At 56.4% G+C, this 24,447-nt stretch carries 23 protein-coding genes, 1 tRNA gene and 1 pseudogene; 18 read left to right on the forward strand and 7 right to left on the reverse strand.

Annotation, left to right across the window (positions count from 1 at the left end; genetic code table 11):
• The first annotated feature begins 84 nt into the window (after nt 1-84).
• The 14 genes and pseudogenes from QQG91_RS01290 to QQG91_RS01355 all read left to right on the forward strand — a co-directional run bounded on the left by QQG91_RS01290 (nt 85) and on the right by QQG91_RS01355 (nt 14,777).
• Entirely contained in the window at nt 85-1,101 is a 1,017-nt protein-coding gene (locus tag QQG91_RS01290) for a DNA-directed RNA polymerase subunit alpha (RefSeq protein ID WP_285771178.1), read from the forward strand.
• Between the two features lie 123 nt (nt 1,102-1,224).
• Nucleotides 1,225-1,647, forward strand: a complete 423-nt coding sequence (gene rplQ / locus QQG91_RS01295; protein ID WP_285771179.1) for a 50S ribosomal protein L17 — start codon at nt 1,225-1,227, stop codon at nt 1,645-1,647.
• A 554-nt stretch (nt 1,648-2,201) separates the two neighbouring features.
• Nucleotides 2,202-2,792, forward strand: coding sequence for an acyl-homoserine-lactone synthase (locus QQG91_RS01300; protein ID WP_285771180.1), 591 nt, complete (start codon nt 2,202-2,204; stop codon nt 2,790-2,792).
• A 38-nt stretch (nt 2,793-2,830) separates the two neighbouring features.
• The gene (locus tag QQG91_RS01305) at nt 2,831-4,150 is read left to right on the forward strand and encodes a replication-associated recombination protein A (RefSeq protein WP_285771181.1); all 1,320 of its coding nucleotides are present in this window, start codon (nt 2,831-2,833) and stop codon (nt 4,148-4,150) included.
• 31 nt (nt 4,151-4,181) lie between these two features.
• Nucleotides 4,182-4,559: a fluoride efflux transporter CrcB gene (crcB, locus tag QQG91_RS01310; protein WP_285771182.1), complete on the forward strand. Its 378-nt coding sequence runs from the start codon at nt 4,182-4,184 to the stop codon at nt 4,557-4,559.
• Nucleotides 4,556-5,608 carry an RluA family pseudouridine synthase gene (locus QQG91_RS01315; protein ID WP_285771183.1) on the forward strand — a complete coding sequence of 351 codons (1,053 nt, stop codon included), beginning with the start codon at nt 4,556-4,558 and terminating at the stop codon, nt 5,606-5,608. The genes crcB and QQG91_RS01315 overlap by 4 nt, the downstream gene beginning before the upstream one ends.
• Before the next feature lie 52 nt (nt 5,609-5,660).
• Nucleotides 5,661-6,266, forward strand: a complete 606-nt coding sequence (locus QQG91_RS01320; RefSeq protein WP_502881583.1) for an HAD-IA family hydrolase — start codon at nt 5,661-5,663, stop codon at nt 6,264-6,266.
• Between the two features lie 3 nt (nt 6,267-6,269).
• On the forward strand, nt 6,270-6,986 hold the full coding sequence (locus QQG91_RS01325; RefSeq protein WP_285771185.1) for an ATP12 family chaperone protein: 717 nt from the start codon (nt 6,270-6,272) through the stop codon (nt 6,984-6,986).
• 240 nt (nt 6,987-7,226) lie between these two features.
• On the forward strand, nt 7,227-8,246 hold the full coding sequence (locus tag QQG91_RS01330) for an amino acid ABC transporter substrate-binding protein (RefSeq protein ID WP_285771186.1): 1,020 nt from the start codon (nt 7,227-7,229) through the stop codon (nt 8,244-8,246).
• A gap of 142 nt (nt 8,247-8,388) precedes the next feature.
• On the forward strand, nt 8,389-9,633 hold the full coding sequence (locus tag QQG91_RS01335) for an amino acid ABC transporter permease (protein WP_285771187.1): 1,245 nt from the start codon (nt 8,389-8,391) through the stop codon (nt 9,631-9,633).
• A 1,186-nt stretch (nt 9,634-10,819) separates the two neighbouring features.
• Nucleotides 10,820-11,476, forward strand: a pseudogene (locus QQG91_RS15595) (amino acid ABC transporter permease); the annotation flags it as partial.
• An 11-nt stretch (nt 11,477-11,487) separates the two neighbouring features.
• Nucleotides 11,488-12,279 carry an amino acid ABC transporter ATP-binding protein gene (locus QQG91_RS01345; RefSeq protein WP_285771189.1) on the forward strand — a complete coding sequence of 264 codons (792 nt, stop codon included), beginning with the start codon at nt 11,488-11,490 and terminating at the stop codon, nt 12,277-12,279.
• A gap of 140 nt (nt 12,280-12,419) precedes the next feature.
• Entirely contained in the window at nt 12,420-13,619 is a 1,200-nt protein-coding gene (locus QQG91_RS01350; protein ID WP_285771190.1) for an acyl-CoA dehydrogenase, read from the forward strand.
• 3 nt (nt 13,620-13,622) lie between these two features.
• A complete protein-coding gene (locus tag QQG91_RS01355) occupies nt 13,623-14,777 on the forward strand; it encodes a CaiB/BaiF CoA transferase family protein (protein ID WP_285771191.1) in 1,155 nt (384 codons plus the stop codon).
• Here the strand turns inward: QQG91_RS01355 and QQG91_RS01360 are convergent.
• Nucleotides 14,755-15,363 (reverse strand): flavin reductase family protein, encoded by a 609-nt coding sequence (locus QQG91_RS01360; RefSeq protein WP_285771192.1) that lies wholly within the window; start codon nt 15,361-15,363, stop codon nt 14,755-14,757. The two genes, QQG91_RS01355 and QQG91_RS01360, sit on opposite strands and share 23 nt — an antisense overlap.
• Nucleotides 15,364-15,444: 81 nt before the next feature.
• On the opposite strand from QQG91_RS01360, the gene QQG91_RS01365 reads away from it, so the two are divergent.
• Complete coding sequence (locus tag QQG91_RS01365; protein ID WP_285771193.1) at nt 15,445-15,960, forward strand: GNAT family N-acetyltransferase; 516 nt, start codon at nt 15,445-15,447, stop codon at nt 15,958-15,960.
• 23 nt (nt 15,961-15,983) lie between these two features.
• Entirely contained in the window at nt 15,984-16,763 is a 780-nt protein-coding gene (locus QQG91_RS01370; protein WP_285771194.1) for an EcsC family protein, read from the forward strand.
• 1 nt (nt 16,764) lies between these two features.
• Here the strand turns inward: QQG91_RS01370 and ptsP are convergent, their stop codons facing one another.
• Nucleotides 16,765-19,005 (reverse strand): phosphoenolpyruvate--protein phosphotransferase, encoded by a 2,241-nt coding sequence (gene ptsP / locus QQG91_RS01375; RefSeq protein ID WP_285771195.1) that lies wholly within the window; start codon nt 19,003-19,005, stop codon nt 16,765-16,767.
• 163 nt (nt 19,006-19,168) lie between these two features.
• On the opposite strand from ptsP, the gene QQG91_RS01380 reads away from it, so the two are divergent.
• The gene (locus QQG91_RS01380; RefSeq protein ID WP_285771196.1) at nt 19,169-19,546 is read left to right on the forward strand and encodes a DUF4260 domain-containing protein; all 378 of its coding nucleotides are present in this window, start codon (nt 19,169-19,171) and stop codon (nt 19,544-19,546) included.
• A 48-nt stretch (nt 19,547-19,594) separates the two neighbouring features.
• On the opposite strand, the gene QQG91_RS01385 is transcribed toward QQG91_RS01380, so the two are convergent.
• The 5 genes from QQG91_RS01385 to QQG91_RS01405 all read right to left on the reverse strand — a co-directional run bounded on the left by QQG91_RS01385 (nt 19,595) and on the right by QQG91_RS01405 (nt 24,211).
• Entirely contained in the window at nt 19,595-20,851 is a 1,257-nt protein-coding gene (locus QQG91_RS01385; protein WP_285771197.1) for an aspartate kinase, read from the reverse strand.
• Nucleotides 20,852-20,949: 98 nt separating this feature from the next.
• Nucleotides 20,950-21,363 (reverse strand): DUF1178 family protein, encoded by a 414-nt coding sequence (locus QQG91_RS01390; RefSeq protein WP_285771198.1) that lies wholly within the window; start codon nt 21,361-21,363, stop codon nt 20,950-20,952.
• Between the two features lie 65 nt (nt 21,364-21,428).
• Nucleotides 21,429-21,896: an NUDIX hydrolase gene (locus QQG91_RS01395; protein ID WP_285771199.1), complete on the reverse strand. Its 468-nt coding sequence runs from the start codon at nt 21,894-21,896 to the stop codon at nt 21,429-21,431.
• 70 nt (nt 21,897-21,966) lie between these two features.
• A complete protein-coding gene (locus tag QQG91_RS01400) occupies nt 21,967-23,994 on the reverse strand; it encodes a methyl-accepting chemotaxis protein (protein ID WP_285771200.1) in 2,028 nt (675 codons plus the stop codon).
• Between the two features lie 142 nt (nt 23,995-24,136).
• Nucleotides 24,137-24,211, reverse strand: a tRNA-Thr gene (locus QQG91_RS01405).
• Between the two features lie 85 nt (nt 24,212-24,296).
• On the opposite strand from QQG91_RS01405, the gene QQG91_RS01410 reads away from it, so the two are divergent.
• On the forward strand, nt 24,297-24,440 hold the full coding sequence (locus QQG91_RS01410; protein WP_285771201.1) for a hypothetical protein: 144 nt from the start codon (nt 24,297-24,299) through the stop codon (nt 24,438-24,440).
• Nucleotides 24,441-24,447 lie beyond the last annotated feature (7 nt).

Genomic DNA, 24,447 nt, shown 5'->3' on the forward strand with positions numbered 1-24,447 from the left:
TTTTCCACGGCCCCAGTCCGTCATTTTGAAACCTCGGGCGTTTGCCTTTTAGGACATGGAAGGCAGACAAGAATGGAGGGACGCATGATCCACAAGAATTGGGCCGAATTGATCAAGCCGACCCAGCTTGACGTCAAGCCGGGGAATGACCCGCAGCGTCAGGCGACTGTAATTGCCGAACCGCTTGAGCGTGGCTTTGGTCTTACCCTCGGCAACGCACTGCGCCGCATCCTGATGTCGTCGCTTCAGGGCGCCGCCATCACTGCCGTTCAGATCGACAACGTTCTGCACGAGTTTTCGTCGGTTGCCGGCGTTCGTGAAGATGTCACCGATATCGTTCTGAACCTCAAAGGCGTCGCGATCCGTATGGAAGTCGAAGGCCCCAAGCGTCTCACCGTTCAGGCCAAAGGCCCGGGCGCAGTGACCGCTGCCGACATTTCCGAATCGGCCGGCATCGAAGTTCTGAACAAAGACCACGTGATCTGTCACCTTGATGATGGCGCTGATCTCTACATGGAGCTCACCGTTAACACCGGTAAGGGTTACGTCGCTGCCGACAAGAACAAGCCTGAAGATGCACCGATCGGCATGATTGCCATCGACGCCATCTACTCGCCGGTCAAGAAGGTCTCTTACGATGTTCAGCCGACCCGTGAAGGTCAGGTTCTGGACTATGACAAGCTGACCCTCAAAGTCGAAACCGACGGTTCGATCACGCCTGATGACGCAGTTGCTTACGCCGCTCGCATCCTTCAGGATCAGCTTTCGATCTTCGTGAACTTTGACGAACCCGAGTCGGCTTCGGCTGGTTCGGACGATGACGGTCTCGAGTTCAACCCGCTCCTTCTCAAGAAGGTTGACGAGCTGGAACTCTCCGTTCGTTCGGCAAACTGCCTCAAGAACGATAACATCGTTTACATCGGCGATCTTATCCAGAAAACCGAAGCCGAGATGCTCCGCACCCCGAACTTTGGCCGTAAGTCGCTCAACGAGATCAAAGAAGTGCTTTCTGGCATGGGTCTCCACCTCGGCATGGATGTCGAGGACTGGCCGCCGGACAACATCGAAGATCTCGCCAAGAAATTCGAAGACCAGTTCTAAGGTTTTCGTAAGGAATGGCGGGACTTTCCCGCCATTTCCACGACCCGGGCATCCCGCCCCAAGGAGAATGGCTGACACGCATCGGCCATCGGACAAAGCAAAACGCTACTTAGGAGTTAGAAAATGCGTCACGCTCGTGGTTACCGCCGCCTGAACCGTACTCATGAACACCGTAAAGCCCTGTTTGCGAACATGGCTGGTGCCCTCATCGAGCACGAACAAATCAAAACCACCCTTCCCAAGGCCAAAGATCTGCGCCGCGTCGTAGAAAAGCTCATCACGCTCGGTAAGCGCGGTGATCTTCATGCACGTCGTCAGGCTGCTGCTCGCCTCAAGGAAGACCGTCACGTTGCCAAGCTTTTCGAAGTGCTCGGCCCGCGTTACCAGGACCGTCAGGGTGGCTACATCCGCATCATGAAAGCCGGTTTCCGTTATGGCGACATGGCTCCGATGGCGATCATCGAATTCGTAGACCGCGATCCGGCTGCAAAAGGCGCCGCTGACAAAGCCCGCCTCGCAGCACTTGAGGTCGAAGTCGAAGAGTAAGACCCAAAGTCTTAAACTTTCGTTAAAGCCCCGCCCCTTCGGCGGGGCTTTTTCGCTTTTTAGGAAATAAATTTTATCAAATACAATTTAAGGTTGACGAATTATTTACGGTCTTGGCAAGACTTTCGCCATGACCGCACAAATTACGTTTGAAGCATTGGAAATACGCACGGTGGGCCACGTTGTACTTGCAACGCGGGGTGCGGGAGTGGGGCACCAGTCAGCTCTGAACGGCGGTCGTCGTTCGCTTACTAACAAGGAGGTTCTTGTGCAGCAGGTGCCGCAGCCCGTTGGGGGACGGATGCGGCAAAACAGGCTCGTTCGCTGCGCTCAAACAGCCCCCGAAAGGTTCAAACCGGACCTGACAATTTGCGCCCTGTCGAAACGTCAACAAGCGCGGACCACTTTGGCTATGGCCTGTGACCGCGGTCGTCATCATCGCAGTTCGCCTGGGTCTGCTCCCCATGCGAATTTCCACATGGTTTTCTTCGTCATCTCACCGCGCACCGCGTCTCGGCTGGGTTTTCCAACCCATTTTCATGCCGGAGGCATCGATGCAAAGCACCACCCTTTCTTTCGCAAATCTTCATCAACACGGCGAGCTTTTCGCCAATATCCTGCGCGCGCGCCGCGAAAGCTTTATTGTGCGCAACCGTTGGGAACTCCCCGAGACGATGGGGATGGAATATGACCAGTATGATACGCCCCAATCGCGCTGGGTTGCGGTGCACGACCAATCAGGTGCTGTCCTCGCCGGCGTCCGCCTGACTCCCACAACGGCACGGTGCGGCGTTTACAGCTATATGATCCGAGATGCGCAGCGCGGCCTGCTTGATTCTATTCCGAGCGACCTTTTGTATGATGCCGCTCCGCAAGACGCGGGGACATGGGAGGTGACGCGCGGCTTTGTGGCGCACGACCTTCCTGCGGGACTTCGGAGCAAGGTGCGTTTGAGGTTGGTAAGTCAAATGCTCCGCGCCAGCCGCGAGGAGGGCATAACGCGCATGATCGCCTTGCTGCCTTCGAATTGGCACCGATGGGCTGCGCGCTGTCATCTCCAGATGGATGCCGCGGGCCGCAATATGAACATGGGCGGGATCGATTATCAGGCCGTTTGGATCGACTTTTCCGCACATCTGCACTGAGCCTTTTCAAAGCTTCGGGCGCGACATAGGTTGGCCGCATGGCAGACCTGTTCGACACCCCGGAAACCGAAACGCAAGGGAACGCGCCAAGGCCGCTCGCGGATCGTCTGCGGCCCAAGACGCTTGGCGAAGTCATAGGTCAGGAGCAGGTGCTTGGGCCCGATGCACCCTTGGGGATTATGCTCGCTTCGGGGTCGTTGTCCTCGCTGATCCTTTGGGGTCCGCCCGGAGTAGGCAAGACCACGATCGCAAGGCTCTTGGCGCGAGAAACCGATCTCCATTTTGAACAGATCAGCGCGATCTTTACGGGTGTGCCCGAACTTCGAAAGGTCTTTGAAGCGGCGAAACTCAGGCGCAAAACAGGGCGGGGAACGCTTTTGTTTGTGGACGAGATCCATCGTTTCAACAAAGCGCAGCAGGATGGATTTTTGCCGCATATGGAGGATGGCACGATCCTCTTGGTCGGCGCGACCACAGAGAACCCTTCGTTCGAACTCAACGCCGCTGTGCTGAGCCGTGCACAGGTGCTGGTGCTGAACCGTCTCTCGCCTGCGGATCTCGAACGCTTGATGCAGCGCGCAGAAAAAGAGCTGAACCGTATGTTGCCGCTCGACGGGGCGGCGCGCGCAGCCTTGCTCGATATGGCCGATGGAGACGGCCGTGCTTTGCTCAATCTGATCGAGCAGGTTGCGGCTTGGAAGATCGATGGCAAGCTCGGCACCGATGCGCTCACCACGCGGCTGATGAAGCGGGCGGCCAAATACGACAAAAGCGGCGATGAGCATTATAACCTTATCTCGGCTCTCCACAAATCGGTGCGCGGGTCCGATCCCGATGCCGCGCTCTACTGGTTTGCGCGTATGCTCGAAGGGGGCGAAGACCCCCGCTATCTTGCAAGACGGCTTGTTCGGATGGCGGTCGAAGACATCGCTTTGGCAGACCCTCAGGCCCAGACGATCTGCCTCCATGCATGGGAAACCTATGAGCGGATCGGAAGCCCCGAAGGCGAATTGGCGCTTGCACAGGCCGTGATCTACCTTGCGCTCGCCCCAAAATCGAACGCTGGCTATGCCGCCTACAAAGCAGCACGTGCGGCCGCGCGTCAAACGGGGTCCGAGCCTCCGCCCAAGCATATCCTGAACGCTCCAACGCGGCTAATGAAGGAACAGGGCTATGGGTCGGGGTACCAATACGACCACAGTGCCGAAGATGCCTTTAGCGGACAGAACTATTTCCCCGACGGGATGAAACGCGGGATCTACTATCTGCCTGTGGATCGCGGTTTCGAACGCGATCTGAAGAAGCGCGTCGACTATTTTGCAGGATTGCGAGCCAAGCGGAACAAGGCCGACAATTGACTCTTGTGGGCTGAAAGGCCAAGGGAGGCGGATGATGACCAGTTTGATCCAAGTCGCTCTCGGCGGCGCCATTGGCGCTTCGTGCCGTTACCTGACCAATGTGGGCGCGATGCGCCTCCTTGGGGGTGGCTTTCCCTATGGCACGGTCGTGGTCAATATTCTCGGGTCGTTCCTTATGGGCGTGCTCGTGGTCGCCTTTGCACATCGGGGGGGGAACCAGTTCGCCCCGTTGATAATGACAGGCGTTCTTGGCGGCTTTACGACCTTTTCTGCGTTCTCGCTTGATGCGGTGAACCTTTATCAACGTGGCGACATTCTGCTTGCCGCCACATATGTATTCGGCTCCGTTGCGGTCGGCATTGCTGCCTTGATCGTCGGAATGGCCATCGCACGAGGAGTGCTATCATGAGCGGCGTCCAGACCGTCACCATCACCCAAGAAGACGCGGATCAGCGGATCGACCGTTGGCTGCGTCGTCTTTATCCGCATCTGACCCAAGGCCGCATTGAAAAGATGTGCCGCAAAGGCGAGCTGCGAGTCGACGGCGCACGTGTGAAATCCGCGACCCGTCTGGAATACGGGCAAAAAGTCCGCATTCCGCCTCTGAGCGAAGATACGGCCCAGCCTGCGCCCAAGCAAATCCGCAAGATCACGCGTTCGGACGCGGAAATGATCCAGGATGCAGTTCTCTGGAAGGACGAGCACATCATCGTTCTGAATAAACCTGCGGGACTTCCTTCTCAGGGGGGCTCGGGGCAGGGCGACCGCCACGTGGACGGGCTCGCCGAGGCACTCAAGTTCGGCTATAAAGACCGCCCCAAATTGGTGCACCGTCTGGACAAGGACACATCGGGACTTTTGCTACTTGCACGCACCGACCGAGTGGCCCGCGGGCTTTCCGAAGCGCTTCGTCACCGCAATGTGCGCAAGATTTACTGGGCTGCCGTTGCCGGCGTGCCTTCGCCCCGCGCTGGTTCGATCAAATACGGTCTCTTGAAAGCTCCGGGCCGCGGACATGGCGGAGAAGCGGAAAAGATGCGCTGCATCCACCCGCGCGAGGTTGCCGAAACCGAAGGTGCTAAACGCGCACATACGGACTTTGCCGTTCTTTCGTCTCTCGGGTCCCGTATTGCATGGATGGCGCTCGTGCCGATCACTGGCCGTACCCACCAGCTTCGTGCGCATATGGCCGAGATCGGACACCCGATCCTCGGTGATGGCAAATACGGCGGTTCATCTCAGGAAAATATGGGTGACGGTTGGGGTGCAGGGATCGGCGGAGAGATCAGCCGCAAGCTTCACCTGCATGCGCGCACTTTGATTATCGAGCATCCGATCACCAAAAAAATGCTGACGCTCGAGGCACCCTTGCCTTCGCACATGCAGGCGACTTGGGACTATGTCGGTTGGGATGTGACCCACGCGCCGCTTGATCCGTTCAACATGCCCGATGCCTGAGCTAAGGCTCGTCATATTCGACGTTGATGGCACCCTAGTCGATAGTCAGGGATTGATCGTTGCATCGATGAATGCGGCCTTTGGCGCGGTCGGATTGGACGCCCCGTCTCGGAAGGAAATTCTGGGGATCGTCGGGCTTTCGCTCGAACATGCTTTGGAACGCCTTGCGCCAACGGACGTGGATCATGCCGGAATGCTCGCTGCCTATCGCGCGCATTATTTCGAGTCCCGTTCGCGCGACGGCACACCTGCGACAAGCCCGCTTTTTCCCAAAGTCCGCGAGGTTCTGGAAAGACTGGCTGCCGATCCTTGGACGATGCTTGCGGTTGCGACGGGTAAATCGAAGCGTGGGCTTGACGCTTTGATCAAGGGGCATGAACTAGAGGGCGTTTTCACGAGCCTCCAATGCGCCGATTTCCACCCCTCCAAGCCACATCCGTCGATGATAGAGGCCGCCCTTGGCGAGACCGGAGTTGATAAGTCCCGCACTGTCATGGTGGGGGATACGAGTTTTGATATTGATATGGCCCGTTCTGCTAGTGTTAAGAGCATCGCGGTTAGCTGGGGATACCACGATGCATCGCAGCTCGGTGCTGATGCTGTGATCGACGGGTTCGAGGCACTCCCGCAAACGATCGAACGACTATTGGAGAAGTAAGAGATGAGCGGTTGGAAAGCAAAACGGTTCTGGAAAGAAACCTCTATTGCCGAGACCGACGGCGGTTTTCAGGTCCTGCTTGATGGTCGTCAGGTCAAGACACCGGCCAAGACACTCTTGGTCGTGCCCACACGCGCTTTGGCCGAAGCCATTGCCCAAGAATGGGACGCGCAAGAAGGCGAGGTCGATCCGACCACGATGCCCGTGACGCGTTCTGCAAATGCCGCTTTGGACAAGGTTGCTGCGCAGCGCGACGAAGTCGTTGCGATGTTGGCAAGTTATGGTGGAACCGATCTGCTTTGCTATCGCGCTTCGGAGCCCGCCGAATTGCTGGAGCGCCAACAACAGGCGTGGGACCCGCTTCTCGACTGGCTCGCGACGAATCACCATGTCCGGCTTGCGGTCGGATCGGGCGTGATGCACGTGGCTCAGGACGCAGCAGGGCAGGAAACACTCCATACCGCCGTTAAAAAGTTCAACAATTTCGAAATAGCAGCTTTTCATGATCTTGTTGCCATGTCGGGCTCGCTCGTGATCGCTTTGGCTGTCGCAGAAGGCCGTGTCGATGTTGCCGAAGGCTGGCGTTTGTCGCGGATCGACGAGACCTGGCAAGAGGAACAATGGGGCAAAGACGAAGAAGCGACAGAGCTTGCAGAGAAGAAATTCAAAGAGTTTACAACGGCAGCGCGTATTCTCGGTTTGTGCCGTAACGTCAGTTAATGAACTGATAGTTCAGCGTTCTTTAGCTGAAATTAAGGCGTTTGCCCGATAAACAGCCTTAATTTTAGCGCAAGCGAGTGTTGAATCCCCCAGAACTTGGCGCGTAGGCCTTGACCTAATGGTCTAAAATCACACACTCTGATCCCTAGTTGCGGCACGTTGTGCTGCGATGAACTATTCTGTTCTTTTCGGACAGACACAAAAACCAGTCCAGAACTGGAAACTCAGGAAGAGGTAAAAATGAAAAAAACTGTTCTGCTTGGCGCACTGACTGTTGCTGGTCTTGCAGCCACCGCAGCTTCGGCTGCTACGCTTGACGACGTACGTGCACGTGGCAAACTGAACTGTGGCGTGTCCACCGGTCTGCCGGGTTTCTCGAACCCCGACGCCAACGGTAACTGGCAGGGTTTTGACGTAGATTTCTGCCGCGCACTTGCCGGCGCCGTCTTCGGTGATGGCTCTGCTGTAGAGTTCGTTCCGCTGACCACCCAGACCCGTTTCACCGCGCTTTCGTCCGGCGAAATCGACGTGCTTGCACGTAACACCACCTGGACCTACTCGCGCGACACCGACCTCAAGCTCGATTTCATCGGCGTGAACTACTACGATGGTCAGGGCTTCATGGTTCCCAAGTCGCTCGGCGTATCTTCGGCCAAGGATCTTGATGGCGCTACCGTCTGTATCCAGACCGGCACCACCACCGAACTGAACCTCGCCGACTTCTTCCGCGCGAACAACATCAGCTACGAACCCGTTCCGATCGAAACCAACGCAGAAGCCCAGCAGCAGTATCTCGCAGGTGCTTGTGACGTTTACACCACCGACGCTTCGGGCCTTGCCGCAACCCGCGCAACCTTTGAAGCGCCTGCGGACCACGTGCTTCTTCCGGAAATCATTTCCAAAGAACCGCTTGGACCTGCTGTTCGTCACGGCGACAACGAGTGGGCGGATATCGCACGCTGGACCCTCAATGCACTTATCTCGGCTGAAGAGCTCGGTGTAACCTCTGCAAACGTTGCAGAGCTTGCTGCTGCTCCGACCACCAACCCCGAAGTGAACCGTCTTCTCGGCACCGAAGGTGAACTTGGTGCGATGATGGGTCTCGACGCCAAATGGGCTGTCAACGCGATTGCTGCTGGCGGCAACTATGGCGAGATCTTCGAGCGCAACATCGGTGAGAACACCCCGATCGGCCTTGCTCGCGGTCTGAACGCGCAGTGGACCGAAGGTGGCCTGATCTATTCGGCACCCGTTCGCTAAGATCAAATCGGGAGGGGGCGTGCATCGTGCACGCCCCCTTACCGTTTTCAAAAAGAAGACTAACAGCGCACACCCTCCAGAGATCTTATGATGCCGGACCAACTGGCACGAAGATTTGGATTTGGGAGCCGGGGAGAGACATATGACGACCCTCACGGAGCAGCCGGAAAAAGGCTTCCGGCTCAGTCAGCTTATCTATGATACACGTTATCGGTCGCTCACCATTCAGGTGGTCGCGACCATTTTGCTCGTGAGCATCATCTATTGGCTGATTGCAAATACGATTGCGAACCTTGCCGCACTCGGTAAGGAATTCGACTTTGGTTTCCTGTCGAGCCGCGCAGGCTATGACATCAACCAGACCCTGATCGAATATGATAATTCGATGTCCCACGGACGCGCAGCGCTTGTCGGGATCGCAAACACCCTTCTGGTGGCATTCCTTGGCTGCATCATGGCCACGATCATCGGCGTGATTGTCGGTGTGCTCCGCCTCTCCAAGAACTGGGTGGTGGCACGGCTTATGGCGGTTTACGTAGAGGGATTCAGAAACGTTCCTTTGCTCCTCTGGATCATCCTGATCTTTGCCCTGATGACGGAATCCACGCCGCAGCCGCGTGATTTCAGAGAAGGCGGATCTGCATCCATGATCCTTTGGGACTCTGTTGCGATCACCAACCGCGGCATTTTCGTGCCGAGCCCTGTGTTCCATTCAGGGGCCACACTCTTTGGTATTATAACCCTTTTGGGCATTGTTGCGGCTTATGTTTATCGCAAGAAGTCGCTCCAAAAGCAGCTCTTGACGGGGGAACCCCCTGTTTCGCTGTGGATCGTTATGGCTTCTTTGGTCGCTGGACTTGCCGCAGTTTTCGTCCTTCAGGGCTTCTTGTTGCCGGGCGAACAGTCTTTCAATCCCGCGATTACGCTCAACTCTCCCGAGCTTGGCGGATTCAACTTCACCGGCGGGTTACAGCTTCGGAATTCACTCATCGCACTCTGGTTTGCGCTTTCGCTGTATACCGGCGCATTCATCGCAGAGATTGTTCGCGCAGGTATCCTTTCGGTCTCCAAAGGCCAAACCGAAGCGGCCTTTGCGCTTGGCTTGCGCCCGAACCGAACGATGAACCTCGTGATCCTGCCGCAGGCGCTTCGCGTGATTATTCCGCCGCTGATTTCCCAATTCCTGAACCTGACCAAGAACTCCTCGCTCGCCATTGCGGTGGGTTACATGGACGTTCGTGCAACGCTTGGCGGGATCACGATCAACCAGACGGGCCGCGAGCTGGAGGGGATGCTCCTTTTGGGATCGTTCTATCTTCTGATCAGCCTGCTGATTTCGTCGGGCATGAACTTCTACAACAACAGCGTTAAGCTGAAGGAGCGGTAATATGAGCGAGACACACGCCCAATCCGTCCTCTACGTGCGGGACACAATGCTCCCCCAGCAAGAGCCGCCCATCACCCAAAAAGGCGCGGTGAAATGGGTGCGCGAGAACCTGTTCAGCTCTTGGCTGAACGCGATCCTGACGATTTTGTCGATCTATGTGGTCTACACGCTCGTTTCCCACCTTTATCCATGGTTCGCCAATTCGGTCTGGACCGCAGGGTCACTCGGGGAATGCCGCGAGGTTCTGGCCGTTGAAGGAGCTTCGACAGGTGCATGTTTTGCGGTCATCTCTGACCGCTGGCTCCAGTTGATGTTCGGCTTTTATCCTTCGGCCTTCTACTGGCGTCCGATCCTGACCTTCGTGCTCTTGGTGCCTGCGCTCGCTCCTATCCTTTATTCCGAGCGCGTTCCGACCAAGATGCTCTGGTTCTCGGGACTTTACCCCTTTCTTGCGACCTGGCTTCTGTGGGGGGGCTCGTTCTGGGTGCCTCTGCTGGTCATCGCAGGGTTCGTGGTAGGGGCGCTCCTTTTCATCGCGGGATCGCGGATCAATTTGATCGTCGCAACGGTTGCGGCAATCCTTGGCGCGATCTTCTGGTGGCTCGTCGCTGCTCCGTCGATCAATGCATCGCTCCACCACATGGTCGGACAGGCGCGTGCAGAAAGCATCCTGCAAGAGGCTACGGCGCTTCGGGCCGAACTCGCACCTGAGCTGGCGGCGCTTGAAACGCGCAAGAAAGAGCTCGAGCCTTTGATTGCGGCCGCAAATGCTGAAAAAGCAGCTTTGCTCGAAGCCGCAACTGCCGAGGGTTCACAAGACCAAAACGCCAAAGCGGCCTTCCTTGCCAAAGTGGACGAGCTTCAGGTGCTGCGTCGCCAAGACCTCGCATTTGCGGCGCAAATCGTGAATATCCAGCAAGAGATGTCCGACGCCCGCGCTCTTCTGTCGTCCATTCCGACGCTCCCGACGCTGGAAGAACAGCTTCCAACGTTGCGTGCGACCTACAAGGAATTGGAGGCTGCGCTGCCTTCTGCTCTTCGCGGCTTGCGCACCCCGAACCAAGCGCCTGACGGCACTTCGGCCGAGGATCTGAACGCCTTGAACGCTGCAATCTCTGCAAAATCGAACCTCGACTCTGCAGAGCTTGCGATCGCCTCTATCTATGGCCAGATCGGGATCGTCGGGCTTGAGCCTGTCAACAGTCGTGACTTTGGCGGCTTCATGCTTGCTTTGGTGATCGGCCTTGCGGGGATTTCGCTCTCCATGGGGCTCGGGATTATGTTGGCCCTCGGCCGTCAATCGAACCTGTTCATCATCCACACGATTTCTGTTGCGTTCATCGAGATCATTCGTGGTGTTCCTTTGATCGTGTGGCTGTTCACGGCCTCTTTGTTGCTCAACTACTTCCTCCCGCCGGGCACCGAGTTCGACCTCATGCTTCGGGTGGTGATTATGGTGACGTTCTTCTCGTCCGCCTATATCGCCGAAGTGGTGCGCGGTGGTCTCGCTGCGCTTCCCAAGGGGCAATATGAAGCAGCCGATGCGCTGGGTCTCGATTATTGGAAGTCTATGCGTCTTATCGTGTTGCCGCAGGCTCTCAAGATCTCGATCCCCGGTATCGTGAACACCTTTATCGGCCTTTTCAAAGACACCACGCTCGTGATGTTTATCGGGCTTCTCGATCCGATCGGCCTGTCGAACTCTATCCGCGCCACCTCCGACTGGAACGGCATCTATTGGGAATTGTTCGTCTTTATCGGCCTTCTCTTCTTTGTCTTCTGCTTCAGCATGGGACGCTATTCACTTTACCTGGAGAAAAAACTCCAGCGTGATCACCGCTAAGGAGACCACAAATGTCTGAACTCTCAATCGAACGAGAAATCGACCGCAGCGGCATGACAGTGTCGGATGAAGTCGCAATCCAAATCAACGGCATGAACAAGTGGTACGGTCAGTTCCATGTGCTTCGTGACATCAACCTGACGGTCAATCGCGGTGAGCGTATCGTGATCTGTGGCCCTTCGGGTTCGGGTAAATCGACCCTGATCCGCTGTATCAACCGTCTCGAAGAACACCAGTCCGGTCAGATCATCGTGGATGGGACCGAGCTGTCGTCTGATCTCAAGAACATCGACAAGATCCGTTCCGAAGTCGGGATGTGTTTCCAGCACTTCAACCTTTTCCCGCACCTGACGATCCTCGAGAACTGCACCCTTGCGCCGATCTGGGTTCGCAAGGTGCCGCGCAAAGAGGCCGAAGAAACAGCGATGCACTTCCTTGAAAAGGTGAAGATCCCCGATCAGGCCCACAAATATCCGGGCCAGCTTTCGGGCGGTCAGCAACAGCGAGTGGCGATTGCGCGCTCGCTCTGTATGAAGCCGCGCATCATGCTCTTTGATGAACCGACGTCGGCTCTTGATCCCGAGATGATCAAGGAAGTTCTCGATACCATGATCGAGCTTGCCGAAGAGGGAATGACCATGCTCTGCGTTACGCATGAGATGGGCTTTGCCCAAGCCGTTGCAAACCGCGTGATTTTTATGGACCAAGGCCAGATTGTGGAACAGAACGAGCCGAAAGAGTTCTTCAACAACCCGCAATCCGAACGCACAAAGCTGTTCCTGAGCCAGATTTTGGGTCACTAAGCCCACACCATAACCGGAAAAGGCCGCCCTCTTGCGGCCTTTTCTTTTGCCGTGTCAAAAATTTGATCAAAATACATCTCCCCTTTCCCCGTGGGATCGTGCAGTATCTGCGCGAAACGACCAATTCGAGGAGATGTCATATGGCGGGTGTGAACCACAAAGGTCAGGCGTTTGACTGGGCCGATCCTTTCCTTCTTGCCGATCAGCTGACCGAAGAAGAGCGCATGATCGAAGACAGCGCAAAAGCCTTTGCCGCGGAAAGCCTCGCGCCTCGGGTCGAGAACGCCTATCTGAACGAGCATACAGACCCCGAAATTTTCCGTGATATGGGTGCAGCCGGACTTTTGGGTGTGACCGTTCCCGAACAATACGGCGGGGTCGGCGCGTCTTATGTGTCCTATGGGCTTGTCGCAAGAGAGGTCGAACGGATCGACTCGGGCTATCGATCGATGATGTCGGTGCAATCGAGCCTCGTGATGTTCCCGATCTACGCCTATGGTTCCGAAGAACAGCGGATGAAATATCTTCCCAAACTTGCATCGGGCGAATTCATCGGGTGTTTTGGTTTGACCGAACCCGAAGCAGGGTCCGATCCTGCAGGCATGAAGACGCGTGCTACCAAGACCGAGGGCGGCTATGTGCTCAATGGTTCCAAGATGTGGATTTCGAATGCGCCGCTCGCTGATGTTTTCGTCGTCTGGGCCAAATCCGAAGCCCACGGCAACAAGGTGCGCGGCTTTATCCTTGAAAAGGGAATGAAGGGGCTGTCGGCCCCCAAGATTGAAGGCAAATTGTCTCTTCGGGCTTCGATTACGGGTGAAATCGTGATGGAGAACGTCGAGGTCGGCGAAGACGCCCTCCTTCCCGATACCGAAGGCATGAGCGGTCCCTTCGGCTGTTTGAACCGTGCACGTTACGGCATCAGCTGGGGCGTGATGGGGGCAGCCGAGGATTGCTGGCACCGCGCACGCGGCTACGGGCTTGATCGCAAGCAATTCGGCAAGCCTCTTGCCGGAACCCAACTCTATCAGAAGAAACTTGCGGACATGCAAACCGAGATTACGCTCGGTCTTCAAGCTTCGCTTCGTGTTGGACGGCTTTTGGACGAGGGTCGTTTTGCGCCCGAGATGATCAGCCTTATCAAGCGCAACAACTGCGGTAAGGCGCTCGACATCGCACGTCACGCACGTGATATGCACGGTGGGAACGGTATCCAGATCGGCTATCACATCATGCGGCACGCCCAGAACCTCGAGACGGTGAACACCTATGAGGGCACCCATGACGTGCACGCCCTTATCCTTGGTCGTGCACAAACGGGCATTCAGGCGTTCTTCTAAGCAATGACTTCGGCGCTGAATGGTCTCAAGGTCGTTGAACTGGCACGGATCCTTGCGGGTCCGTGGATGGGGCAAACACTCGCCGATCTTGGTGCCGAGGTGATCAAGGTCGAAGCACCCGAAGGGGATGACACCCGCAAATGGGGTCCCCCCTTTATCGAGCGTGACGACGGCAAAGGCGGCACCGAAAAGGTCGCAGCCTATTTCCATGCGGCAAACAGGGGCAAGACTTCGGTCACTTGCGATTTTTCGAACCCTCATGATCTTGCGGAACTCAAGGCTCTTATCGCCGATGCGGATGTCTTGATCGAAAATTTCAAAGTCGGTGGGCTCAAGAAATACGGGCTCGATTATGAAAGTCTTTCCGCGCTCAATCCTCGTCTTGTCTATGCGTCGGTGACGGGCTTCGGCCAAACAGGGCCAAGGGCCGCGCAACCGGGGTATGATTTCCTGATCCAAGGTATGAGCGGGATCATGGACCTGACGGGCGAGCCTGACGGTCAGCCGCAAAAGGTCGGTGTTGCCTGGATAGACATTTTTACAGGGCTTTATGGCGTAATCGCGATAGAGGCCGCTTTGCTGGAACGCGCACGGTCCGGTTTGGGTCAGCATCTTGATATCGCTCTCTTCGACACAGGTGTCGGTGTGCTCGCCAATCAGGCGATGAACTACCTGTTGGGCGGTGTTGTGCCTTCGCGTCTGGGGAATGCGCATCCGAACATCGTGCCGTATCAGGTGCTTCCTTGCGCGGATGGGCATGTGATTATCGCCTGTGGCAACGACCGGCAATTTGTTGCGCTTTGCGGAGCGCTTGAGAGGGCCGAGTTGGCGGTGTCGGAAAAGTTCGCGACCAATCCTGCACGTGTTGCCCATCGGGCTGATTTGACGACTGCTCTGGAAAACGCGCTCGCGACCTGGACCAAAGCCGATTTGATAAGTGCTTTGGAAAAAGTCGGCGTTCCGTGCGGTCCGATCAATTCGGTCCAAGAGGCGTTGACGGACCCGCAAATCGAAGCGCGCGGTCTTGTCATTCACCCCGAGGGGATTGCGGGCATCGCAACCCCGATCAAGATGTCCCGAAGCCAAGCGGTTTCGGAAAAGGCCTCGCCTGTCCTAGGTTCCGGCGCTTGGACCTTCACCTCTCGTCGGGACGCGTGAGGGTGAAGACCTCTTCGATCACAGCGTAATCCTGATAGCCGAGCCTTGCCAAAGGTTTGAACGCGGTCACGTCGAAGCGTCCGTCAACGAGACAGTCATCGCGCATATGAACGCCCGTGACCTCTCCGAAGACGACGAAATTCTTACCCCCGACCAGTGGCATGATCTCGGTCAGTTTGCATTCCAGCGACGCTGGCACATCGGCCGCTCTTGGACAGTCGATGGTCGTGCATTCTGCTTTGTCGATCCGTGCGAAATCGAATTCATCCACGTCGGATTCAAGCGTTTCAGAGGATCGGTTCATCGCATCCCGCATCGCGAATTCTACGATGTTGACGCAAAATACACCGGTCTCGCGGATATTGGCGAGGGTATCCTTGGACGTGTTCAGGCCCGCCTTGAGTCCCTGCGAGGCAAACATCAATTGCGGCGGCACATAGGCGACGGCGTTGAAAAAAGAGTAGGGCGCGATGTTGTCCGTGCCGCTTGCGGACCGTGTGGAAACCCAAGCAATCGGACGGGGCGAAATGATCGCATTGAAAGGGTTATGCGGAAGCCCATGTCCATCTTTTGGTTCGTAAAACATCGGTTGTCCTTGTCTCTCGTTTGCGACACAGCTAGCGCCATGCTAACTCAGGCCTAGACCTAATGGGAGACCTTCCGGCGTATGTTCGAACTCACCGTCGAGAAACCCGAAGATTGGTGGGACGTCGAGGCCCTCTATGACCTGTGTTTCGCACCGGGTCGAACGGCTCTTTCCTCTTACAGGCTGCGCGAAGGGGTCGATCCGATCCGCGAGTTATGCTTTGTCGGACGGGATGGTCAGGGGATCATCGGCGGCGTCATTCGAAACTGGCCCGTCTGCATAAACGGGCATCTGGCGATTCTTCTCGGGCCTGTGGCCGTTCACCCCACGCGTCAGGGGGAAGGGCTTGGCGGAATATTGATGCATGCGGCACTGAACAGGGCGACCGACCTTGGTTGGGAGCGTGTCATGCTTGTCGGCGACTATCCCTACTACAAGCGTTTCGGTTTCGAAAAGCTCGAGGGTGTGATTATGCCGCCGCCGACAAACCCCGATCGTGTCTTGGGGATCGAACTTGTCGAAGGTGCTTGGGCGCAGGTCAAAGGCAATGTCGAGCGCGCGGGTGATTGCAATCCCGAAGAGAGTGCCCATCTTTAACCCGTCGAGACGTGGAGAGATGGATGAAGGTTATCAACCCCGAAAACCCGCTATCAGAGGAGGCCCGCGAGGTGGTGCGCGCGCTTGCGCGTCGGCAACGCGATGCTAACGGCATCCTGATGACGGCCATGAACTATGTCGGTGGTCAGGTCGAGGATGGCTTGAAGCTTCTTCCTGCTCCGGTGCGGGCGCAAATCGAAAAGGCCGCTAAATCAGCACTTGAGAAAAGCTATTCCGTTGCCGCCAAAAGCCGTCAGGGACCGCTTCAAAACGTAGTTGCGACCGAACGGATGAACCGTCTGCTTGGAACCTTGACGGGCGCTTTGGGGGGTGCTGGGGGGCTGCCGACTGCTCTGGCTGAATTGCCCGTCGCAACGACCGTGATTTTCCGCTCGATCCAGTCCGTTGCCGAAACCTATGGCGAAGACCCGAGCACAGAAGAAACCCGCGTGGAATGTCTTAGGGTGTTCGGAGCTGGGGGGCCGATGGGCGAGGATGACGGGATCGACACGACCTTTATCGGAGCGCGCATCGGCTTGTCTGGGGCGGCGGTACATGGGCTTATCGCCAAAGTCGCCCCACGATTTGCGACGGTTCTTTCGCAAAAACTGGCGTCTCAAGCGGTGCCCATTCTCGGCGCGGCGGCGGGCGCGGGCACCAATTACGCATTTATCGGCTATTACACCGAAATGGCGCATGTGCACTTCGGGCTACGTGCGGCTGGGCGCACCTATGACGCCGATCAGGTCGCCGATGCCTTTCACGAGGAACTTGCGCGATTGAAGTCGCCCGTGGTCGCCTGACTTATTGATTGGCGAGATAGCTGGTGACGGCTTGACGCACAGAGAGCTCGCCATTGGCGCGCGCTTCGTCGATCACGGCTTTCACTTCGCGAAGATCCACGCGGCGCAAAAGATGTTTGACCGGACCGATGGAGGCAGGGCGCATAGAGAGCGTCGGGAACCCGATCGCCGCAAATGCGACAGCTTCAACGGGTCTGCCTGCATCCTCGCCGCAGAACGAAAGCTTTTTGCCTGCATCCGTGCAACGCTTGGCGACCATTTCCAGAAATCCGATAAAGCTGCTGTCGAGCGTGTCATATCTCCGGCGCACGCGTTCATTTTCGCGGTCTGCGGCAAAGAAAAACTGCTTGAGATCGTTTCCGCCCACCGAAATAAAATCGACCTCTTCAAAGAAGGCATCGGGCGCGAATCCGAGGCTCGGCGTTTCAAGCATCGCTCCGACTTCCAGAGCCGACGGAAGGGTGTGCCCGAGCTTTCGCTCGCGCTCGATCACCTTGTCCAGATTGGCGCGTGCTTCACGGAATTCGGACAACTGGGTGATAAAGGGGAACATGACTTTCAGCGGGCGACCATTGGCGCCGCGCAGCAAAGCCTGAAGCTGCATGCTCAAGACGCCAGGCATATCGAGCCCGACGCGGATCGCGCGCCAACCCATCGCCGGATTGGGTTCATCCTGAGGCTTCATATAGGGAAGCACTTTGTCCGATCCGATATCGAGCGTGCGGAATGCCACGGGAAGCCCACCCGCCGCATCCATAACGCGGCTGTAAAGTGCGGAAAGCTCACCGCGCTTCGGCATTTGGTTGCGGATCAGAAACTGGAGCTCTGTCCTGAAGAGTCCCACCCCTTCGGCACCCGAAGAGGGAAGCGATGGCAGGTCGGCCATCAGCCCTGCGTTCATGTTGAGCGAAATGACAGTGCCGCATTTCGCCTGAGCGGGAAGATGACGGATCGAGGCATAGCGTTCTTGCGCGCGCGCCTGCATCGCGATTTTGTCGCGAAACGCGGCTTTGACCGCATCATCGGGTCTCAGGTGTATGATGCCTTGGTCCCCGTCGACGATTACGGCATCCCCGTTCAGGGCCTCGGTCGTTATGTTCCTTGCATGGATGACAAGCGGAATGGCCCAAGCGCGTGCGACAATGGCAGCATGCGAGCCGACCGACCCCTCTTCAAGGATGATCCCTTTGAGCGTTTTGCCATATTCGAGCAATTCCCCCGGGCCGATATTGCGGGCCACAAGAATGGGGTTTTCGGGCATTTCCGCGCCTGTATCCGCGCCTTGACCCGTCAAAATCCGAAGAAGCCGGTTCGATAGGTCATCAAGGTCGTGCAAGCGCTCGCGCAAGTAGGCATCACCCGAACCTTGCAAGCGGGAACGGGCCAGCGATTGTTCTTTCTCGACCGCAGCTTCAGCCGAAAGACCGTTCGCGACATCGTCCTCCATGCGGCGCATCCAACTCTTGGAGTTGGCAAAAAGCCGATAGGCCTCGAGCACTTGGACCTGATCTGCGTTGACTGTCGCCGCTTGGTCCAGCATCTGGTCGATCTGGTTTCGAAGGGTGTCCACGGCCTCGCGAAGCCGCAAGAGCTCGGCTTCGGGGTCGTCGGCAACGGGGTTGGTGACCACGACACGGGGTTCGTGCAGATAGACGTTCCCCTCTGCAGCCCCTTCTTGTCCTGTCGTGCCGCGGAACATCATCGCTTGTTGATGGCGGGCAGAAAGCGCTGCACCCTCGCCGATAAAAGCGCCGAGCTCGGTCATTTCGGCAAGAACCATTGCGACGACTTCAAGCGCATAGACCTCGTCGGCGGTGAACTGACGCGATGCTTTGGACTGAACAACCAGAACACCGAGCACATTCCCGAGCCGCTGGATCGGGACACCGCAGAACGACGAATACCGTTCTTCGCCCGTTTCGGGCATATAGCGGAAGCCCTTCTCCGCAGGCGCATCCGCCGTGTTGACGACCTGCCGTGTGCGGGCCGTGCGACCAACGAGACCCTCGCCAAGCCGCATGCGTGTTTTGTGGACCGCTTCGGCCTGAAGTCCTTCGGTTGCGCAAAGTTCGAGAGTTTCTTCGTCACGGAAGAGATAGATAGAGCACACTTCTGTCTGCATTGAAGAAGCGATGAGATGCACGATCTTGTCGAGACGCGCTTGCCCTGCTGCGTCTTCGGCCATCGTGTCGCGCAGGCGGCCAAGCAACCTACGGCTATCGGTTTCGAATTTTTGTCCCATCGGTCCTTCCGGAGTCTTTGACTCTCTCTATAGGCGACCTTGGTCCGGAAAGGGAGTGGACAAAAAGCTCAGGCACAAGTTTCTACATCTTTCCGCTTGGCGACAGGGCAATTTGCCTTAAAACTGGGCGGATATTCTTACTAGGGTTTAGGTTGGATATTTCATGCAATTTGAGCGGACGACTGTCATCTGGCAGAGAGTCGAAGGCGCGCTTGTTTTTGGCGCGATGCTCTTGGCTTTTCTTCTTGGTTATAAATTGGCTTACCCTTGGTGGGCATTGGTGTTGATCTTCTTTGCCCCTGATCTGAGTTTTCTGGCCTATCTCGTTGGCAAAAAAGTCGGCTCTTTTACCTATAATTTCATGCACAGCTATGGGCTTGGGTTGGTGATCTTGGTGCTTGGGGCATCAAGTGACTCTTACGAGCAATTCACCGTCGGGGCGCTGATAATGGGGCATGCGGGATTTGATCGGATGCTTGGATACGGACTGAAAATGCCGAGCGGATTTCACGACACCCATCTTGGACGGTTGGGCAAATAAAAAAGCCGCCCGTTCGGGCGGCTTTTCCAGTTTAGCGAAGCGCGTCGATCAGCCTTTGTCGAGCTCGAACGCGTCATGCAGTGCTTGAACTGCAAGCTCCATGTATTTGCGGTCGATCAGCACCGAAATCTTGATCTCGGACGTTGCGATCACCTTGATGTTGATGCCTTCCTTCGAGAGCACTTCGAACATCTTGGCCGCGACACCTGCGTGGCTGCGCATACCGATGCCGACGACGGACACCTTGGCGACTTCAGTGTCGGCTTCCATACGATCGAACTTGATGAGGCCTTTTTCTTTGGCCTCGGTCAGCGCCTTCTCAGCGCGCTTGAGCTGATCGATCGGGCAAGAGAAGGTCATATCGGTGACGCCGCCGGCGTGACCCTGATAGTTTTGCTCCGAGATGTTCTGAACGATCATATCGACGTTGACACCTGCTTCGGCGAGCGGGCCAAAGATCGAAGCCGCGATGCCGGGCTTGTCTTCGATGGTGACGAGGGTCAGTTTGGCCTCTTCGCGGGAATAGGCGACACCGGCAACAGCTTTGGATTCCATGATTTGCTCCTCTGCGCAGACCAGCGTGCCTGCGTCATCTGACGGTTCCTCGAACGAGCTAAGCACGCGCAGCTTGACGTTATAGCGCATTGCGAGTTCGACCGAACGGGTTTGCAGAACTTTCGCACCAAGCGACGCCAGTTCCAGCATTTCTTCAAACGAGATTTTCTCGAGCTTGCGTGCCTTGGACGTGATGCGCGGGTCGGTCGTGTAGACCCCGTCGACGTCCGTATAGATATCGCAGCGCTCGGCATCGAATGCAGCGGCGAAAGCTACCGCCGTGGTATCCGAACCACCGCGACCAAGCGTCGTGATGCGACCCTCGGGCGAGATCCCCTGGAAGCCGGCGACCACGGCAACCTTCATGCCTTCGTCGAATTTCTTGTTGACGTTCTCGGTGAGGATTTCCTCGATCCGCGCGGCGCCATGCGCACCGTTGGTGATGAGCGGAACCTGCCAGCCCTGCCAGCTGCGAGCGGGGATTTCCATTTCCTGCAAGCGCAGCGCCATAAGGCCTGCGGTCACGTTCTCGCCCGAAGAGACGACGGCGTCATATTCGCGCGCGTCATAGAGCGGAGAGGTTTCATTCACCCAGCCGACGAGTTCGTTCGTTTTGCCCGACATGGCCGAGACAATAACGATAACGTTGTAACCGTTGGCAACTTCAAGCGCGACGCGCTTTGCGGCGCGCTGGATCCGGTCGAGGTTCGCGACCGAAGTCCCCCCGAATTTCATGACGAGCGTTGGCATGGTTGTCCCTTGCAAAATATCGCCGCCCTCATAATGGGCATTGGAGCCAAGGGCAATTGTCCAATGATGGCAAAAGGGACGCAGCGCCCGTTTGTGTATCAGTTTTGTGTCTTTTTGGGGCCAAAGGGTAGGGGGATCACCGGAACGCCCTCTTCGATAAGAGCCTTTGCCTCGTCGGCTTTTGCTTCGCCATAGATCGAGCGGATCGGCGCGTTGCCGTCATGCATGGCGCGGGCTTCTTTCGCGAATCTCGTTCCGACATATTCGCTTTTGCTTTCGACCTCTTTGCGTAGCTCGGCCAAGGCCTGTTCTGCGGGGGAATGCGGAGCGCTCAGGGGGCGCTCTTTGTCGGTTGAAACCGACGGCGCCATCAATGTCTTGGCCACATCATCCGAACCGCAAACGGCACATGCGACCATCTTTGAAGCCTTGAGCTTTTCAAAGGCTTCACCCGATTTAAACCAACTGTCAAAGGTGTGACCTTTGTCACACTTGAGTGAATATCGGATCATGCGTCACGGGGCCGGTCAGAGGTGTCGGACTGTCATATAGCGCCTCGGCCAAGGCTTGGAAGAGCCTATCCGATCAAATGTTTGGGGTCAAAATTCAGGATCAGATCTCGAAGCGCGGGCTCGGCGACCTTGCTTGCCGCTTTCTTTCGTCCGAACCACTTGCGCTTGCGTTCGTGCCGTTCGGGCCAAGTCGTATGAACTGCCTGAACGTGTACAGGATAGACCATCGCGACAATCGGAACCGGCGTTTTGGAGAGAGGCTTAATATAGGAATAGACACCGATGCATTGAGAATGGGCATGCCCCGTGAGCCCCGCTTCTTCCCAGGCTTCGATAGCAGCCGCCTCGGCAGGTGTCTTTTTATCCATGGGCCAACCTTTGGGAAGAACCCATCGGCCTGTGCCTCTGCTGGTAATCAAACAGACCTGAACCTTATCATTCTTGATCCGATAACACAGGGCCGCGAACTGCGTCCGCGTTTCGGTTTTCCCGCTCTTGCGTAATCGGAGTGGTTTTTGAGGAATGTTCAGCATCGGCTCGGGATCAGGAAAGGTGCCTTACTTCAACCTAGCACCTTCCCATGTGTCGCCAAGGTCAAAGTCTTCAAGCAGCCACTTTCGGTGCAACTTCACCAGCGGACTGCCCGTTTTCGAACGTAGTGGCTTCGATTGTGATCAGGTCCGAAGATTGTGATCCTGTGCCGAAACGCCCGATTTCTTTGCGCAACTCTTCGTTCGCACGAATGAGTTTTTCGGAGGTGTTGGCGATTTTCTCGGCTTCGGCCGTTGAATTCGAAGCATATCTCGCAATCTCGTTGATCGCGAGGTTCACACTTTCGACTCCATGCGCCTGTTCTTCACTGGCGCGGGAGATATCCGCCATCAGCGAAGAGACATACTCGATGTCGTTCGCGATTTGGTCAAAGGCGGCTTTGGTCGTGCTCGATATTTCAACGCCCACCGACACACGGTTAGAGGCTTGTTCGATAAGCTCTTGAGTTTCCCGAGCGGCAACGGTCGAACGGGCCGCAAGGTTGCGGACTTCGGAAGCCACGACAGCAAAACCACGGCCTTGGGACCCCGCGCGTGCTGCTTCGACAGCGGCGTTCAAGGCAAGAAGATTGGTCTGAAACGCGATATCGTCGATTACTTTGATGATACGCGAAATTTCGACGGAGGAGACGCGGATGTCGTTCATCGCATCGACCATTTCGTCCATGCGCGCCTTTCCGTTGAATACGGTGGTGTTCATCCGTGCGGCACTATCATAGGCGCGCTGGGCGGATTGGGCGTTGCTTCGCACCTGACTCGAGGTTTCTTCGACAGAACTCGAAAGTTCATCAATCGCCGTGCTTTGGACTTCGGCGTTATAGGCGAGACTTTGGACGCTTTCACCAAGGCTGGAAATAACAGCTTCGACTGTTTTGGATTCCTCGCCGATCCGGTCAAACGCCTGTTCGAAAACTATCATGATCCGATCGAGGGCACGAACCGCGCTCCCGACTTCGTCGCGCTTTTTCGAATTCACCCGATAACTCAGATCGAGTGTATCGGCGATCCGATGGAAATGTCCGCGCATTTCGCGGATAGGCGCAATATTCCTGCGTGTCACGAAAATGCTGATCGCAATGGCGAGCGCAGTGATGACGAGTGTATCTATAAGCAAGAGTAGCCCCAGATGGTTACTTTCACTCCGAATCGCGCTCGTATCGGCTACGGTGAGAAGCTTGTAACTCTGATCCCCAACCGAAAAGTCGACGATTGCACCGGCGATTTCTTGAGTGTCCTCGATCACCGCGCTGAGAACTTCCTCGTCAAGGTTTGCGAAAGACGCGAGTATCGTTTCAGCCCGCGCGCGCGGTTTCGTAGCGAGCAAAAGCTCTCCGTCGGCGTTCAGCAGAAAGCGGTCCGAAGTGGTGCCGTTCAAATCCTTGATCATCGCGCGGCTTGCATCATTGCCGTTCTTGGCGAAAAGAATCGCACCGATTTGGGTGCCCGCGCGGTTCTTGAGCGGAAGAGCATAAAGGGTCTTGATCGGATCAGGCGTCAAATCCGAGGTGATATACGGTGTTTCGGCAAATTCTGCGCCGGATGCCGTGCCGTCGCGAGAGGGAAGAACCGCTTGCAAGACTTGGGCGACTTCGGTGTTCGCGAATTCCCCCGAAAGGAGGTTCGCACCGATGTTGTTTTTCTGCGCAGAGGACGGGTCCTCTGCAAAAACAACGGTGCCATCGAGGTTGACCAAATAATAGGACGAGAAGGACAGCGCGCGTTTCACCCCCGAAATATAGGCGAAGTTCGCGTTCTTTATCGCCATGAATTCAGGTGTCGCGCTGAAGTCTGCGGCGTCGCCCCCATTTTGCACGGTGGCTTCAAAAGCTTGGCTAAAGTCCTCGAAAAGAGTCTGGAGTTCCGAATCATACGCAAGTGTGATGGCCATTCGGTGGTCGAGTTCGAGACTTTCCTTGATTCGGACCGAAGAGCGCACCCCCTCTGCCGCAAGTTCATTGTAGGCCTTGTTCAATAGGCTTTCGTTGACAGTCAGAAAGCTGATGAGGCCGACCGCCGCCGCAGCAATAGCAACCATGGTTGAAAAGTAGAGTGGAAGCTTAATGTTGAGTGGCAAGTTCATGCGTGGGTCCTTTTCGCCGCGTGATAGGCTACCAAGGTGCAACGTCCTGAAACTGGATAGTTTTAGGGATAGGAAAGCCGAATTCCTCACCCGCATCAAGCAGCGCAATGAGTTATGCAGAACTGACAATTTTTTGGGGAAATGGTGCTGCAGGGGAGGATTGAACTCCCGACCTCTCCCTTACCAAGGGAGTGCTCTACCACTGAGCTACTGCAGCGTCGGTGGCGGGGAATTAGCCGTAATCGAAACTCTGCGCAAGCCCTCTCTGGACGGTTTTTTCATCTAAGGCTAACAACGTGCACATGGATCAAAAAACAAATCACAAAACGCAGTCCAAATCCGAAGCGGAGCGAGAAGCCCGCTTAAAGGCTGCGCTCAAAGCAAATATGGCAAAGCGCAAGGCACAGGCAAAAGCGCGTGCAGCGTCAGAAGACCAAGAAGAGTAGGTAAAAG

Origin of the sequence: Marivivens sp. LCG002 (assembly GCF_030264275.1) — a bacterium.
Lineage (GTDB): Bacteria > Pseudomonadota > Alphaproteobacteria > Rhodobacterales > Rhodobacteraceae > Marivivens.